The organism is Klebsiella sp. K4 (assembly GCF_014596785.2).
Classification (GTDB): Bacteria; Pseudomonadota; Gammaproteobacteria; order Enterobacterales; family Enterobacteriaceae; genus Klebsiella; species Klebsiella pneumoniae.
The window spans coordinates 1,241,223-1,255,144 of record NZ_CP115021.1 but is presented as its reverse complement, the minus strand read 5'-3'; the positions used below and the strand labels follow the sequence as shown (position 1 = coordinate 1,255,144).

General features: G+C 57.1%; 16 protein-coding genes. 3 read left to right on the top strand and 13 right to left on the bottom strand.

Annotated elements, in window-relative coordinates:
* Nucleotides 1-121 precede the first annotated feature (121 nt).
* Complete coding sequence (gene mltF, locus IB144_RS06295) at nt 122-1,738, top strand: membrane-bound lytic murein transglycosylase MltF (protein WP_048270938.1); 1,617 nt, start codon at nt 122-124, stop codon at nt 1,736-1,738.
* On the opposite strand, the gene tadA is transcribed toward mltF, so the two are convergent.
* The gene (tadA, locus tag IB144_RS06290; RefSeq protein WP_021440569.1) at nt 1,735-2,244 is read right to left on the bottom strand and encodes a tRNA adenosine(34) deaminase TadA; all 510 of its coding nucleotides are present in this window, start codon (nt 2,242-2,244) and stop codon (nt 1,735-1,737) included. The two genes, mltF and tadA, sit on opposite strands and share 4 nt — an antisense overlap.
* 62 nt (nt 2,245-2,306) lie before the next feature.
* Nucleotides 2,307-2,918 (bottom strand): phosphatidylglycerophosphatase C, encoded by a 612-nt coding sequence (gene yfhb, locus IB144_RS06285; protein ID WP_004144348.1) that lies wholly within the window; start codon nt 2,916-2,918, stop codon nt 2,307-2,309.
* 237 nt (nt 2,919-3,155) lie between these two features.
* Between yfhb and IB144_RS06280 the strand changes: the two genes are divergently transcribed.
* Nucleotides 3,156-4,004: a MurR/RpiR family transcriptional regulator gene (locus tag IB144_RS06280; RefSeq protein ID WP_004144349.1), complete on the top strand. Its 849-nt coding sequence runs from the start codon at nt 3,156-3,158 to the stop codon at nt 4,002-4,004.
* 56 nt (nt 4,005-4,060) lie between these two features.
* The gene (locus IB144_RS06275; protein ID WP_004144350.1) at nt 4,061-4,321 is read left to right on the top strand and encodes a YfhL family 4Fe-4S dicluster ferredoxin; all 261 of its coding nucleotides are present in this window, start codon (nt 4,061-4,063) and stop codon (nt 4,319-4,321) included.
* 12 nt (nt 4,322-4,333) lie between these two features.
* Here the strand turns inward: IB144_RS06275 and acpS are convergent, their stop codons facing one another.
* The 11 genes from acpS to rpoE form a co-directional block, all read right to left on the bottom strand.
* Nucleotides 4,334-4,714 (bottom strand): holo-ACP synthase, encoded by a 381-nt coding sequence (acpS, locus tag IB144_RS06270; RefSeq protein WP_004144351.1) that lies wholly within the window; start codon nt 4,712-4,714, stop codon nt 4,334-4,336.
* A complete protein-coding gene (gene pdxJ / locus IB144_RS06265) occupies nt 4,714-5,445 on the bottom strand; it encodes a pyridoxine 5'-phosphate synthase (protein ID WP_004180923.1) in 732 nt (243 codons plus the stop codon). Before pdxJ ends, acpS begins: the two co-directional genes overlap by 1 nt.
* 11 nt (nt 5,446-5,456) lie before the next feature.
* Nucleotides 5,457-6,194 carry a DNA repair protein RecO gene (gene recO / locus IB144_RS06260; protein WP_002914062.1) on the bottom strand — a complete coding sequence of 246 codons (738 nt, stop codon included), beginning with the start codon at nt 6,192-6,194 and terminating at the stop codon, nt 5,457-5,459.
* 11 nt (nt 6,195-6,205) lie between these two features.
* Nucleotides 6,206-7,111, bottom strand: a complete 906-nt coding sequence (gene era / locus IB144_RS06255) for a GTPase Era (RefSeq protein WP_002914063.1) — start codon at nt 7,109-7,111, stop codon at nt 6,206-6,208.
* Nucleotides 7,108-7,788, bottom strand: a complete 681-nt coding sequence (gene rnc, locus IB144_RS06250) for a ribonuclease III (protein WP_002914065.1) — start codon at nt 7,786-7,788, stop codon at nt 7,108-7,110. The genes era and rnc overlap by 4 nt, the downstream gene beginning before the upstream one ends.
* Before the next feature lie 249 nt (nt 7,789-8,037).
* On the bottom strand, nt 8,038-9,012 hold the full coding sequence (lepB, locus tag IB144_RS06245) for a signal peptidase I (protein WP_002914067.1): 975 nt from the start codon (nt 9,010-9,012) through the stop codon (nt 8,038-8,040).
* Between the two features lie 15 nt (nt 9,013-9,027).
* Nucleotides 9,028-10,827 (bottom strand): translation elongation factor 4, encoded by a 1,800-nt coding sequence (gene lepA, locus IB144_RS06240; protein WP_002914069.1) that lies wholly within the window; start codon nt 10,825-10,827, stop codon nt 9,028-9,030.
* A gap of 185 nt (nt 10,828-11,012) precedes the next feature.
* Nucleotides 11,013-11,492 (bottom strand): SoxR-reducing system protein RseC, encoded by a 480-nt coding sequence (rseC, locus tag IB144_RS06235; protein WP_004144354.1) that lies wholly within the window; start codon nt 11,490-11,492, stop codon nt 11,013-11,015.
* Nucleotides 11,489-12,445, bottom strand: coding sequence for a sigma-E factor regulatory protein RseB (gene rseB, locus IB144_RS06230; RefSeq protein WP_002914070.1), 957 nt, complete (start codon nt 12,443-12,445; stop codon nt 11,489-11,491). The genes rseC and rseB overlap by 4 nt, the downstream gene beginning before the upstream one ends.
* Nucleotides 12,445-13,095, bottom strand: a complete 651-nt coding sequence (gene rseA / locus IB144_RS06225; RefSeq protein WP_002914072.1) for an anti-sigma-E factor RseA — start codon at nt 13,093-13,095, stop codon at nt 12,445-12,447. The genes rseB and rseA overlap by 1 nt, the downstream gene beginning before the upstream one ends.
* 32 nt (nt 13,096-13,127) lie before the next feature.
* A complete protein-coding gene (rpoE, locus tag IB144_RS06220) occupies nt 13,128-13,703 on the bottom strand; it encodes an RNA polymerase sigma factor RpoE (RefSeq protein WP_002914074.1) in 576 nt (191 codons plus the stop codon).
* Nucleotides 13,704-13,922 lie beyond the last annotated feature (219 nt).

Genomic DNA, 13,922 nt, shown 5'->3' with positions numbered 1-13,922 from the left:
TTATAGTGAATCCTGCGCCCCGACGAAACCGTTTGCGTAGAAATAAAATCATTGATGCTGTTTATCAATAAATGTGACGACCATCGCGAATAAGTTGCCAACTGGCGCATTATTAAGCAGAATGCCGCACATTCGACGACAACCTTGCGTTTTTTCCGGACATCGCCTGCTGAGGAACCTGAAGCTGCAGAAGATTAACTCTCTGAAAAAATTAAAGATTAATTATCTGCTGATCGGCATTGTCACCCTTTTGCTGGCGGCGGCCCTGTGGCCGTCGATCCCCTGGTCTGGTAAACCCGAGAACCGGGTGGCGGGCATTATCGCTCGCGGCGAGCTGCGCATCAGCACTATCAACTCGCCAATGACCTTCGCCACCATGAACAATAAAGCGTTCGGTCTGGATTATGAACTGGCGAAGCAGTTTGCCGACTACCTTGGCGTAACGCTTAAGATAACCGTCCGGCAAAACATCAGCCAGCTGTTTGACGACCTCGACGACGGTCAGGCCGATATGCTGGCCGCCGGACTGGTCTATAACCAGGAGCGAGTGAAAAACTATCAGGCCGGCCCCACCTACTATTCCGTTTCGCAACAGCTGGTCTACCGCGTCGGCAATACCCGGCCGCGCACCCTCGCGGCGCTGACCGCCGAGCAGCTCACTATCGCTCCGGGCCACGTGGCGATCACCGACCTGCAGACCTTAAAAGCCGAGAAATACCCGGATCTTGCCTGGCGCGTGGACGAAAAACGCGGTACCACGGCGCTGATGCAGGCGGTGATTGACGGTAAACTTGATTACACCATCGCTGACTCGGTGGCCGTCAGCCTGTTTCAGCGCGTCCATCCGGAGCTGGCGGTGGCCCTCGATATCACCGACGAACAGCCGGTCACCTGGTTTAGCGCCCGGGACGACGATAATTCGCTGTCGGCGGCAATGCTTGATTTCTTCAACAACATCAATGAAGACGGTACCCTGGCGCGCCTCGAGGAGAAGTACCTCGGCCACGGCAACGATTTCGATTATGTCGATACCCGCACCTTCCTGCGCGCGGTGGAAAATATTCTTCCGGAGGTGCAGCCGCTGTTTGAAAAATACGCCCGCGAGATTGACTGGCGCCTGCTGGCCGCCATCGCCTGGCAGGAATCCCACTGGGATCCGCAGGCCACCTCCCCCACCGGCGTGCGCGGTATGATGATGCTCACACGCAATACGGCGCAAAGCCTGGGTCTAACCGACCGCACCGATGCGGCGCAGAGTATCGACGGCGGCATGCGCTACCTGCAGGATATGATGGATAAAGTGCCGGATTCGATCCCGAAAGATGAACGCATCTGGTTTGCGCTGGCCGCTTATAATATGGGTTATGCCCATATGCTGGACGCCATGGCGCTCACCCGCAAACAGAAAGGCAATCCTAACAGCTGGGCGGACGTTAAGCTGCGTTTACCGTTGCTGAGCCAGAAACCCTATTACAGCAAACTAAAATACGGCTATGCCCGCGGCCATGAGGCCTACGCCTATGTGGAAAACATCCGCAAATATCAGATAAGCCTTGTCGGCTATTTGTCAGAGAAGGAGCGCCAGCAGCAGCAAACGCTGGCCCTGGCGGAGGATTACCCGGCCGTGCTCCCCAATGAGCTCGAACAGCCGCAGGAGACCACCCTGCCCTTTTTCAAGTTTCGCGCCGATAAGCAGATGGATAATGCCCGGATGAAACTCCCCGGCCACCTGTATTAACTTTCCCCGGTCTGCTCCCGGGCTTTCTTCAGCGCTTTTTTCTCTTCCCGCCGCCAGCGAAAGAAGTCGCTCAGCATGACAGAGCAGGACTCTGCCAGCACGCCTTCGCTTATCGCAACCCGATGGTTCATTCCCGGGTGGTGCAGAACATCCATCAGCGAGCCGGCGGCGCCGGTCTTGGCATCCCTGGCGCCAAACACCAGGCGGGCGATACGGCTGTGCACCATCGCGCCCGCGCACATGACGCAGGGCTCGAGGGTCACGTACAGCGTGGCGTCGATCAGGCGGTAGTTTTGCAGCACCAGTCCGCCCTGGCGTAAGGCCATGATCTCCGCATGGGCGGTGGGGTCGTGACGGCCTATCGGCCGGTTCCAGCCCTCGCCAATGACCTGATTGTTATGCACCAGCACCGCGCCCACCGGCACCTCGCCCTCTTCCCAGGCGCGTTTCGCCAGCGTCAGGGCATGACGCATCCAGTATTCATCATTGAGTTCGAGGTCAGACACAGCGGCCACTCCAGCAGAAAAAGCGGGGCGCATTATACATGGGCGCTATCAATTACACACTATTACTCCAGCTGCTGAAGCTCTCCCTGAGGGGTTACCCGCCAGCGATGCTGGCAAAAGCCGAGCAATGGATTATCCTGCTCACTATCGCTATAGCCGCTATACAGCCGCAGCGGGGCGCCAATCTTTTTCTCCAGCTGAACCACCTTTTCATGCCCCAGGCAGCGCAGGGTCAATACCCAGCCGCCCCAGCGGCGCGCGGTGCGGCTGGCTATCAGATTCACCCGCGGCAACCAGAGGGTATCGCGATAGACCTGCTCCACCAGCGACTGCGGCGAGCCGGTGATCAACCAGACGTCGGCATCGGTGCTGGTCAGGTAGGCGGTAAGCCGCGCATGAACTACCGGAAACGCCGTCACATGATGGCGAAACCAGCCGACAAACTCCGCTTCCAGCCGCTTCAGCACCGCCTCGCGGCGGCCAAAGGTTGTCGCCCACAGCAGGAGGCTCATCGGCCAGCGCGCCGCCCGTCCGCTCACTGCCAGTCCGGCAAGGATCACCGGCCCCATCGGCACCACCAGCAACAGGTTCAGCGGCAAATGGCGCAGCAGATAGCGCAGAAAACTGCCGAACATATCCTGTTGGTGTAAGGTTCCGTCCAGATCGAAAAACACCACTCTCCGTTCAGTGTGCTGCAAACTGCCTCCTTTATCTCAGAACTCGCTTCTCGTTAGGGTAAGCTTAACAGCCTGACGCCATGTCGAGGGAAAACATCCCCTGCCGTTAAGAAAGAATTAAAGTAGCAGGCGAAGGAAAAATTGTGGCTTAAGAATTTTTAATTCATGGTATACCCCTTATAATCGAATAAAAATTCTGTCAGTCACGAGCCGGACGGCTCCAGCGGAGCTCCAATGAACTGTTTAACGCGTATTCGTCAGCGCTATCCCACCCTGGCGGCGAGCGACAAAAAGTTGGCCGATTATATTCTAAGCCAGCCCGATGAGACCCGGCACCTCAGCTCGCAGCAGCTGGCAGCGGAAGCCGGTGTGAGTCAGTCCAGCGTGGTTAAGTTTGCCCAGAAGCTGGGATTCAAAGGCTTTCCGGCGCTGAAGCTGGCCCTTAGTGAAGCGCTGGCGAGTAGCCCGGATCCGCACTCCGTCCCGGTGCATAACCACATTCGCGGTGACGATCCGCTGCGTCTGGTCGGCGAGAAACTCATTAAAGACAATGTCGCCGCCATGCATGCCTCGCTGGACGTCAACACTGAAGAGACGCTACGGGAAGCCGTCACGCTGCTGCGCAACGCCCGGCGAGTGATCGTCACCGGGATTGGCGCCTCCGGCCTGGTGGCGCGTAACTTTAGCTGGAAGCTGATGAAGATCGGCATCAACGCTGTTTCTGAGCAGGATATGCATGCCCTGCTGGCGACGGTGCAGGCCATGTCCAGCGACGATCTTCTGCTGGCGATCTCTTACTCCGGCGAGCGCCGGGAGATCAATATGGCGGCCGGTGAAGCGCTGCGCGTCGGCTGTAAGATCCTGGCGATCACCGGGTTTAGCCCGAACGCCCTGCAACAGCAGGCGACCCACTGCCTGTATACTATCGCCGAAGAGCAGGCGACGCGCAGTGCGGCCATCTCCTCCACCAGCGCGCAAATGATGCTCACCGATCTGCTGTTTATGGGGCTGGTGCAGCAGGATCTGGAGCGGGCGCCGGAGCGCATTCGCCATAGCGAAGCGCTGGTGAAAAAGCTGGTCTGAGCAGAAAATGGGCGTATAATGCCCGCCCTGTTTGTGTTGTTTCTGAGACTTTCCTGATGGCGCTGTTAATTACCAAAAAATGCATCAACTGCGATATGTGCGAGCCGGAGTGCCCGAATGAGGCCATTTCGATGGGTGACAGCATTTATGAGATTAACAGCGACCGCTGCACCGAGTGCGTGGGTCATTACGACACGCCAACCTGCCAGAAAGTGTGCCCGATCCCGAATACGATCCTGAAAGATCCGGCACACGTCGAGAGTGAAGAACAGCTGTGGGATAAATTCGTGCTGATGCACCACGCGGATAAAATTTAACCGCCCTCCTGGCTAGCTTTCGACAATCACCGTGGCGCAGGCGTAGTGGCGTTCATCAGCGAGAGTAACGTGAATAGCGCTTACTCCCATGCGTTCAGCTAAAAGGTTTGCTTCACCCCATAGCCGCAGCTTCGGCTTGCCCAGCTCGTCGTTGTAAACCTCGAACTGGTTAAACGCCAGCCCGTTACGGATCCCGGTTCCCAGCGCTTTCGCCGCCGCTTCCTTGACCGCAAAGCGTTTCGCCAGGAAACGCACCGGCTGCTGGTGCTGCTCCCAGATGCTCCATTCATGGTCGCTCAGCACCCGGCGGGCAAGGCGATCGCCGCTGCGGGCGATCACCGCTTCGATGCGGGCGATCTCGACGATGTCGGTACCCAACCCGAGAATGGCCATTAGCCGCGCGCTTCCAGCATCAGACGCTTCATTTCCGCCACCGCCTCTTTCAGGCCGCTCATCACCGCACGGCCAATAATCGCGTGACCGATATTCAGCTCATGCATTTCCGGCAGCGCAGCAATCGCTTTCACGTTGTGGTAGGTCAGACCGTGGCCGGCATTCACCTTCAGGCCGAGGCTGGCGGCGTAGGTGGCCGCTTTGGCAATACGTTCCAGCTCCCTGGCCTGCTCGGCGTCGGTTTTGGCATCGGCATAGCAGCCGGTGTGGATTTCGATATAGGGCGCGCCAACGTCTGCCGCCGCTTTGATCTGCGCTTCATCCGCATCGATAAACAGGGAGACCAGGATGCCGGCATCCGCCAGGCGTTGACAGGCATCGCGCATCTTGTCGCGCTGGCCGGCGACGTCCAGCCCGCCTTCGGTGGTCACTTCCTGACGCTTCTCCGGCACCAGGCAGCAGAAGTGCGGTTTGGTTTCGCAGGCGATCGTCAGCATCTCTTCGGTGACCGCCATTTCAAGATTCATGCGGGTGTGCAGCGTCTGGCGCAGGATACGCACATCGCGATCGGTGATATGGCGACGGTCTTCGCGCAGATGCACGGTAATGCCGTCGGCGCCGGCCTGTTCGGCAATGAAAGCCGCCTGAACCGGATCCGGGTAAGCGGTGCCGCGGGCGTTACGCAAGGTCGCGATATGGTCAATATTGACCCCTAACAATAATTCAGCCATGACAATCCTCGTTAATCATTATTCGTATTATCGGCTCGCGCCTTTCGCGCGGGCATAAACTGGCGAAACAACTCCCGGCTCTTGAGCGGTTTGCCGCCGAGATAGGGCTTCAGGGCGATACGGGTAAAGCGCTTCGCGGCGCGCAGCGTATCAACATCAGGAAACTCGCGACTCGCCAATGCTTTCAAATGGTGCCCGGTAAACGTGTTGTTATCAATCACCAGGCTGGCAATAAAGCCTTTTTCTTCACGATAGCGGTAGGTCATGGTGTCGTCTACCGGCTCGCCGCTCCCGGCGCAGTGGAGAAAATCCACGCCATAGCCCAGGTGCCCGAGCAGCGCCAGCTCAAAACGCCGCAGCGCGGGCTCCGGCGAGCCGCTGGCCCCGGCGAGCGCCTGTATGCAGTGCAGGTAGTCGAAAAAGAGTTCGGAGAAGCGTGTTTCGTGCTCCAGCACGCGGGAGATAAGCTCGTTAACGTAGAGACCGCTGTAGAGGGTGATGCCGCTGAGCGGCAGCGCCAGCGAAACGGCTTCCGCGCTGCGCAGGGTTTTGACTTCGCCGCGACCGCCGAAGCGAACCAGCAAGGGGGTAAAGGGCTGTAAAGCGCCTTTGAGATTAGAGCGTTTGGAGCGTGCGCCCTTGGCAACCAGGCGCACACGACCGGATTCTTCCGTGAAGACGTCCAGCATCAGGCTGGTTTCGCTCCACGGACGGCTATGCAGGACAAAGGCGCGCTGCCATCCATCCACGTTGCGTTAACTCAGAGGTCGTCAACGTAACCGAGACTGCGCAGGGCGCGCTCGTCATCGGCCCAGCCGGATTTCACTTTCACCCACAGCTCGAGGTGCACCGGCGCTTCAAACATCTCCTGCATGTCCTTACGCGCTTCGATACCGATGGTTTTAATTTTGGCGCCTTTGTTGCCAATCACCATCTTTTTCTGCCCTTCGCGCTCGACGAGGATCAGGCCGTTGATATCGTAACCGCCGCGCTCGTTGCTGACGAAACGTTCGATTTCCACGGTGACGGAGTACGGCAGCTCAGCGCCGAGGAAACGCATCAGTTTTTCACGGATGATTTCGGAGGCCATAAAGCGTTGTGAGCGATCGGTAATATAATCTTCCGGGAAGTGATGGATCGCTTCCGGCAGATGCTTACGCACGATCGCCGCGATGGTATCAACGTTGGTGCCGGTTTCCGCTGAGATCGGTACGATATCGAGGAAATTCATCTGGCTGGCGAGGAACTGCAGGTGCGGTAACAGATCCGCTTTTTCCTGCACGTTATCCACCTTGTTGACCGCGAGGATCACCGGCGCTTTCGCGTCGCGCAGCTTGTTGAGCACCATCTCGTCGTCCTGCGTCCAGCGAGTGCCTTCCACCACGAAGATGACCAGTTCCACGTCGCCAATCGAACTGCTGGCCGCTTTGTTCATTAAGCGGTTAATGGCACGCTTCTCTTCCATATGCAGGCCCGGAGTATCAACGTAAATCGCCTGATACGGCCCTTCGGTATGGATACCGACGATGCGGTGACGGGTGGTCTGCGCTTTACGGGAGGTGATCGAGATCTTCTGCCCAAGCAGCTTATTCAACAGCGTGGATTTGCCAACGTTTGGACGACCCACGATGGCGACAAACCCACAATAACTTTTTTCTTCGCTCATTCCAGCTCCAGCTTTTTCAGCGCCTGTTCGGCGGCAGCCTGCTCCGCCTTACGACGGCTGGAACCTGTGCCAACCACCGGTTCACTCAGGCCACTGACCTGGCAGTGGATAGTAAATTCCTGATCGTGCGCTTCGCCGCGAACCTGGACCACCAGGTAAGACGGCAGCGGCAGATGACGTCCCTGCAGATACTCCTGCAGACGCGTCTTCGGATCCTTTTGCTTATCGCCCGGACTGATTTCGTCCAGACGGGTCTGGTACCAGGAGAGGATTAAGCGTTCAACGTTCTGAATATCACTGTCGAGGAAAACCCCGCCAATTAACGCTTCAACGGTATCCGCGAGAATCGATTCGCGACGGAAACCGCCGCTTTTCAGCTCTCCCGGCCCGAGGCGCAGACACTCGCCCAGCTCAAACTCGCGGGCGATCTCCGCCAGCGTGTTGCCGCGCACCAGCGTCGCGCGCATACGGCTCATATCGCCTTCATCGACACGAGGAAAGCGATGATACAGCGCATTCGCGATCACGAAACTTAAAATGGAGTCACCTAAAAATTCCAGGCGCTCATTATGTTTGCTGCTGGCACTGCGGTGAGTTAATGCCTGTTGCAACAGCTCCTGATGATGAAAAGTGTAGCCCAGCTTTCGTTGAAGCCGATTAATTACGATGGGGTTCATGCGTTACCAATAAATGAATGCGTCAAAGATGCAGCACACGAAACCGACCTGAGCATTCGCTTCAAACAGTAATTTGAAACAGACCAATACGCTTTCGTGTGCAGTGTCACCCGGCAGAGCGACAACCAAAAACTTCGGGGGGATATTCTATACGCAACGACACGGGATGTCGTTAGTTTGAATGGATTTAAATACTAAATAATTCACGCCGCTGCGATAACAGCAGCGACGTGAATTCAGCAGAGGAAATTAATGAATTCCACCAATGCGCGATAACCGCACGCCGGTCGGCCATTCACCTTCCTGCTTTTCAAAACTCATCCAGATAGCGGTTGCTTTTCCGACCAGGTTGGCTTCCGGCACAAAGCCCCAGTACCGGCTGTCGGCGCTGTTATCCCGGTTGTCGCCCATCATGAAGTACTGACCGGGCGGCACAATCCAGGTGGCCAGCGGCAGACCGGACTGATGGTAGTACATCCCAACCTGATCCTGGGCAATCGGCACCATAAGAATTCGGTGCGTCACGTCGCCCAACGTCTCCTGACGCTCGGTAAGACGAATGCCGTCGGCTTTGGTTTCGCCCTTCGGCAACTGCCAGAAACCGCTGCTCGCTTCGCCGCCGTTGCTGCGGGAGAAGGTCTGAACAAAATCGCTCGGCTCCACGTTGGAATAGGTCACCGGCAGCGCGTTGCCGCAGGCCTGTCCGGAACTGCAGCCCGGCTGAATAGTGACCTGTTTGGCAACCGGATCGTAGGTGACCTTATCACCCGGTAACCCCACCGCGCGCTTAATGTAGTCCAGACGCGGGTCTTCCGGATATTTAAACACCACGATGTCGCCGCGCTTCGGATGGCCGGTCTCGATCAGCGTTTTCTGGTAGATAGGATCTTTAATGCCGTAGGCAAATTTCTCCACCAGAATAAAATCGCCGATGAGCAGCGTTGGCATCATCGAACCTGAAGGGATCTGGAAAGGCTCATAAATAAATGAACGTACCACCAGAACGATCGCCAGCACCGGGAAAACCGATGCGCCGGTTTCCAGCCAGCCCGGTTTCGGGCCGACTTTCTTCAGCGTCTTCTTGTCCAGTTGCTCGCCGGTCGCTGCCTGAGCAGCGGCCTGACGTTCACGACGTTTCGGTGCAAAAATGAACTTGTCCAGGCACCATAAAACGCCCGTCACCAGGGTTGCAATCACCAGGATCAGGGCAAACATGTTCGCCATGCCAACTCCTTAGGGTTATTTGCCGTCTTTACCAACGTGCAGAATGGCGAGGAACGCTTCCTGCGGCAGCTCAACGTTACCGACCTGCTTCATACGCTTCTTACCTTCTTTCTGCTTCTGCAGCAGCTTTTTCTTACGGCTGACGTCGCCGCCGTAGCATTTCGCCAGGACGTTTTTACGCAGCTGTTTCACCGTAGAGCGCGCGATAATGTGGTTACCGATGGCCGCCTGAATCGCGATATCGAACTGCTGACGCGGAATCAGATCTTTCATCTTTTCCACCAGCTCGCGGCCGCGATACGGCGCGTTATCGTTGTGGGTGATCAGCGCCAGCGCATCGACGCGCTCACCGTTGATCAGCACATCGACGCGTACCATGTTCGACGCCTGGAAGCGTTTGAAGTTGTAGTCCAGCGACGCATAGCCGCGGGAGGTGGACTTCAGGCGGTCAAAGAAGTCGAGAACCACTTCCGCCATCGGAATTTCATAGGTCAGCGCCACCTGTTTACCGTGGTAAACCATGTTGGTCTGCACCCCACGCTTCTCGACACACAAGGTAATCACGTTGCCGAGGAATTCCTGCGGCAGCAGCATGTGACACTCGGCGATCGGCTCGCGCAGCTCCTGAATATTATTCAGCGGCGGCAGCTTGGACGGGCTGTCGACGTAGATAACTTCTTTGGAGGTGGTCTCTACTTCGTAGACTACCGTCGGCGCGGTGGTGATCAGGTCGAGATCGTATTCACGCTCCAGACGCTCCTGAATGATCTCCATGTGCAGCAGGCCGAGGAAGCCGCAGCGGAAGCCGAAGCCCAGCGCGGTAGAGCTTTCCGGCTCGTAGAACAGAGAGGCATCGTTAAGGCTCAGTTTGCCCAGCGCGTCGCGGAAAGCTTCATAATCATCGGAGCTCACCGGGAACAGGCCGGCATACACCTGCGGTTTCACCTTCTTAAAGCCAGGCAGCGCTTTGTCTGCCGGGTTGCGGGCGGCGGTCAGGGTATCGCCCACCGGCGCGCCGAGGATGTCTTTGATCGCGCAGACCAGCCAGCCTACCTCGCCGCATTTCAGCTCGGTACGGTCAACCTGTTTCGGGGTGAAGATGCCCAGACGATCAGCGTTATACACCTGGCCGGTGCTCATGACCTTGATCTTGTCGCCCTTGCGCATGGTGCCGTTTTTAATCCGCACCAGCGACACCACGCCGAGGTAGTTATCGAACCAGGAGTCGATAATCAGCGCCTGCAGCGGCGCGTCCGGATCGCCTTCCGGCGGCGGGATATCGCGCACCAGACGCTCCAGCACGTCGGTCACGCCGACGCCGGTTTTCGCTGAGCAGCGCACCGCGTCGTGGGCGTCGATCCCGACGATATCTTCAATCTCGTCCGCTACGCGCTCAGGGTCGGCCGCAGGCAGGTCGATCTTGTTGAGTACCGGAACCACTTCGAGATCCATCTCCATGGCGGTGTAGCAGTTGGCCAGGGTCTGGGCTTCTACCCCCTGCCCGGCGTCTACCACCAGCAGCGCGCCTTCGCACGCGGCAAGAGAACGGGAAACTTCATAAGAGAAGTCTACGTGGCCCGGGGTGTCGATAAAGTTCAGCTGGTAGGTCTCACCGTCGCTGGCCTTATAGTCCAGGGTGACGCTCTGCGCCTTGATGGTGATCCCGCGTTCGCGCTCAAGATCCATGGAGTCCAGAACCTGGGCTTCCATTTCACGATCAGAAAGGCCACCGCAAATCTGGATGATACGGTCAGACAGCGTCGACTTACCGTGGTCGATGTGAGCGATGATCGAAAAGTTACGTATATTCTTCATATTTAGAGTTAATTATGCCTTACGAGTATCATGAGGCCGCTGTACTGTGCCTGACGTTTTTTAATCCGAAAACGCCGCATTCTACACTACATCCGCGAAACCAGGAAATGCTGTTAGATCCAGCATACCCGCAGAAATTGTGGCGTTGTAACAGGAAAGGTAAATAAAGATAAGGGCCAGTGAAATCACTGGCCCATGTCGGAGGAAGGCGTATCAACACGCAGCAGATCCGGCGGCAGTGCGACGTTCAAAATCACCGGCTGCCAGGACTGACGTGCCGCCAGTCGCGGCGACAGACCGCGCGCCACCAGGAAGCCGCCGACGCCGCCCAGCAGCGCGCCGCAAAGTGACGCAATATCGCTGGCAAACAGCACCTGAAAAATAGACGCCATTACAAACAGCCCCGCCAGCGGCGCCATATACACCAGCATCGCTGAGCCCAGCAGGCTGCTTTCAGCGATCCCCAGCTCCACTTTTTGCCCCGCGGCCAACGGCTGCTCGCAGGGCACGCTAATGGTATGGCTGGTCTGCGGCCCCAGCTTGTTTAGCACCCGGCTACCACAGCCGGCACGGGAGGCGCAGCTGCTGCAGGAGGCTTTAACGTCGCAGTGCACCTGCGCCACGCCGTTATGCCAGGAAACCACGGTAGCCCACTCTTTAATCATTGTACTGCCTTGAATTTAATACTGTCAGAGATACGCTTCGCCGTCTGCGGCGGCAGCTCGCCCACTACGGTTATCTCCGCGTTATCGCGCACCGTCGTGCTGACGGTGCGTCGGCCGGTGCGCAACAGCTGGTCGCTGCTGGCCGCCGTGGCGCGGTTGATATTGATCGAGAAGCTGAACAAGCCGTCGGAATAGAGACGTGATTCTACCGGACCGTCAAAGGTGGGAAGACGGCGCTGGCTGCTGGAAACCTCAGTCACGCCCTGCGGGAGCCACGTCGGCGCCCAGTTGAAGTTAGCTTTGTCGCCTCCTTCAGGCACCGACAGCTGCGGCGGCAAATTCGCTTTTGCCAGCGTCTCCATGCTGGCGCTGACGTTATCGCCAACGTTGAAGGAGACGACCCGGAACTGCTCCAGCGTTTCCCCGTCGCGGTCGAGCAAATCGACGCGCAGCGGCAGCTTGGTTTCAGCATCCAGCCAGGCGATAAAGCTGTAGCGCGTGCCGTCGCGAGCCACGACGCGGATCACGTCGCAGAGGCGGTCAGCGATACGGGTACGGCCCACGGAGATAAAATCATACGCCGCGGAGAGGCGTTTGAAATCGCTATATACCAGCGATGGCAGCGAATCGACGATATAGTCCCCGTTCAGGGTGAACGGATCGAGACCGGGTTCAAAATAGCTGATTTCCGTGCCGCGCAGGACCACTTCCCGGCGCGGACCGTCCAGCTGCAGCAACTGCGCCAGCGGTTGGTTGTTCAGTCGCGCGTGACGATAGCGCAGCGACTCAACGCCTTGTTTGCTGATGCTAACAAAAGACAGCTCATAATTGAGAGACTGGCTGGCCAGGTTCATCTGCTGCAACAACGCCCCGGACGATGTATCAGCCGAGGCGTTGACAGAGAACAACAGGCTGCCTGCCATGAGCGACATGGCACACCAAAGTTGCTTCATTACTGCGATTGTGTTCCTAAAGTTTGATAGCCCGGTACCTGGACTGCGGCCTGCTGAGTCTGGGCCTGGCCAAACTGAAGCTGCTCAGCGTGCAGGCGGCGCTGCAGTTCGTAGTCCTGCAGCATGGCGTTAATTCGGCGGCGCTGTTCCTGGACCTGCGCCTGCTGGCCGCTTCCCGCTGACGCGTCAGCCGGCACGCCAAGACTTACCGGGCTTGCTTTACCCATCATGGGCAGCGTATTGAACACCGGCGCTTCTGGCTGCTGAGCGGAATCAGACTGACCATTATAGTGCTGGACGCCGACGATAACCGCAAGCGATACACAGGCGGCAACGCCCATTTGAGTCAGGGAGCTGGCCCACGGACGCACCTTGTTCCAGAACGGCATCTGCCGCCACTGATGCGGTGCGGGCTGAGATTCAGGAATAAGCGGCGCCGTCTGACGAACGGGCTCATTTTCAATGGCGGCCATCACCCGGGCGGAGATATCAAATTGCAGCACCTCAGCGGTATCGCCACGCAGCGTATCGCGGATAAGGTGATAACTCTCCCAGGTTTTTTGCATCTCAGAAGAACGACTCAGCTCGTTGAGCAGTTCGTTATCCAGCGTTTCACCATCCATTAAAGCCGAAAGTTTTTCTTTCTGCATGCCTGATACCCTTTTCCAGTATTCCGCTATCGTCAACGCCTGATAAGCGGTTGAACTTTATTATCAATAGCTTCTCGCGCCCGGAAGATACGCGAACGCACCGTCCCAACCGGACAATCCATGATAGCGGCTATCTCTTCATAGCTCAGGCCATCCAGCTCCCGTAACGTAATTGCCATGCGTAAATCTTCCGGGAGCGATTCAATGGTACGAAAAACTATTTGTCTCAGTTCTTCTGACAACATTAAGTTCTCAGGGTTCGAAATTTCTTTCAACGCCCCGCCGCTTTCGAAGTTTTCCGCCTCGTTGGCGTCAACGTCGCTGGACGGCGGACGGCGCCCCTGAGCAACCAGATAATTCTTCGCCGTGTTGACAGCGATACGGTATAACCAGGTGTAAAAAGCGCTATCTCCCCGGAAAGAGTCCAGCGCACGCCATGCCTTAACGAACGATTCCTGAACAACGTCAGCGATATCGCCCGGCGGTACATAGCGGGAAACCAGGCTCGCGACCTTATGCTGATAGCGCACTACCAGCAAATTAAACGCTTTCTGATCTCCTTTCTGGACCCGTTCAACAAGGACCTGATCCGTTAACTGCTCGCTCATCCGAGGTAATGTCTCCCCAAACCCAATTCCCATGCGTCTTCAAAACACCACCCAAAATCTGCATTATGAGCAAGCTGACTGTTGGAGTGCATGAAAACAATAAAGTTCCGTTACGCTTTTTGTTTTTTGTCTGGCAACGGCGGCAGATCGTTATCAATCATTATATGCCCAGGTTGCTAAACGATAGGTAAGTCAATAAGAAAAAGCGCAGGCCCGTCT

Excerpts from the sequence above, each read along its gene's own strand:
- era (WP_002914063.1), bottom strand. The coding sequence starts at position 7,111 with ATGAGCGAAGAAAAAAGTTATTGTGGGTTTGTCGCCATCGTGGGTCGT.
- lepA (WP_002914069.1), bottom strand. The coding sequence starts at position 10,827 with ATGAAGAATATACGTAACTTTTCGATCATCGCTCACATCGACCACGGT.
- rseA (WP_002914072.1), bottom strand. The coding sequence starts at position 13,095 with ATGCAGAAAGAAAAACTTTCGGCTTTAATGGATGGTGAAACGCTGGAT.
- mltF (WP_048270938.1), top strand. The coding sequence starts at position 122 with ATGCCGCACATTCGACGACAACCTTGCGTTTTTTCCGGACATCGCCTG.
- IB144_RS06280 (WP_004144349.1), top strand. The coding sequence starts at position 3,156 with ATGAACTGTTTAACGCGTATTCGTCAGCGCTATCCCACCCTGGCGGCG.
- rpoE (WP_002914074.1), bottom strand. The coding sequence starts at position 13,703 with ATGAGCGAGCAGTTAACGGATCAGGTCCTTGTTGAACGGGTCCAGAAA.
- lepB (WP_002914067.1), bottom strand. The coding sequence starts at position 9,012 with ATGGCGAACATGTTTGCCCTGATCCTGGTGATTGCAACCCTGGTGACG.
- acpS (WP_004144351.1), bottom strand. The coding sequence starts at position 4,714 with ATGGCCATTCTCGGGTTGGGTACCGACATCGTCGAGATCGCCCGCATC.
- IB144_RS06275 (WP_004144350.1), top strand. The coding sequence starts at position 4,061 with ATGGCGCTGTTAATTACCAAAAAATGCATCAACTGCGATATGTGCGAG.
- rnc (WP_002914065.1), bottom strand. The coding sequence starts at position 7,788 with ATGAACCCCATCGTAATTAATCGGCTTCAACGAAAGCTGGGCTACACT.
- pdxJ (WP_004180923.1), bottom strand. The coding sequence starts at position 5,445 with ATGGCTGAATTATTGTTAGGGGTCAATATTGACCATATCGCGACCTTG.
- rseB (WP_002914070.1), bottom strand. The coding sequence starts at position 12,445 with ATGAAGCAACTTTGGTGTGCCATGTCGCTCATGGCAGGCAGCCTGTTG.
- rseC (WP_004144354.1), bottom strand. The coding sequence starts at position 11,492 with ATGATTAAAGAGTGGGCTACCGTGGTTTCCTGGCATAACGGCGTGGCG.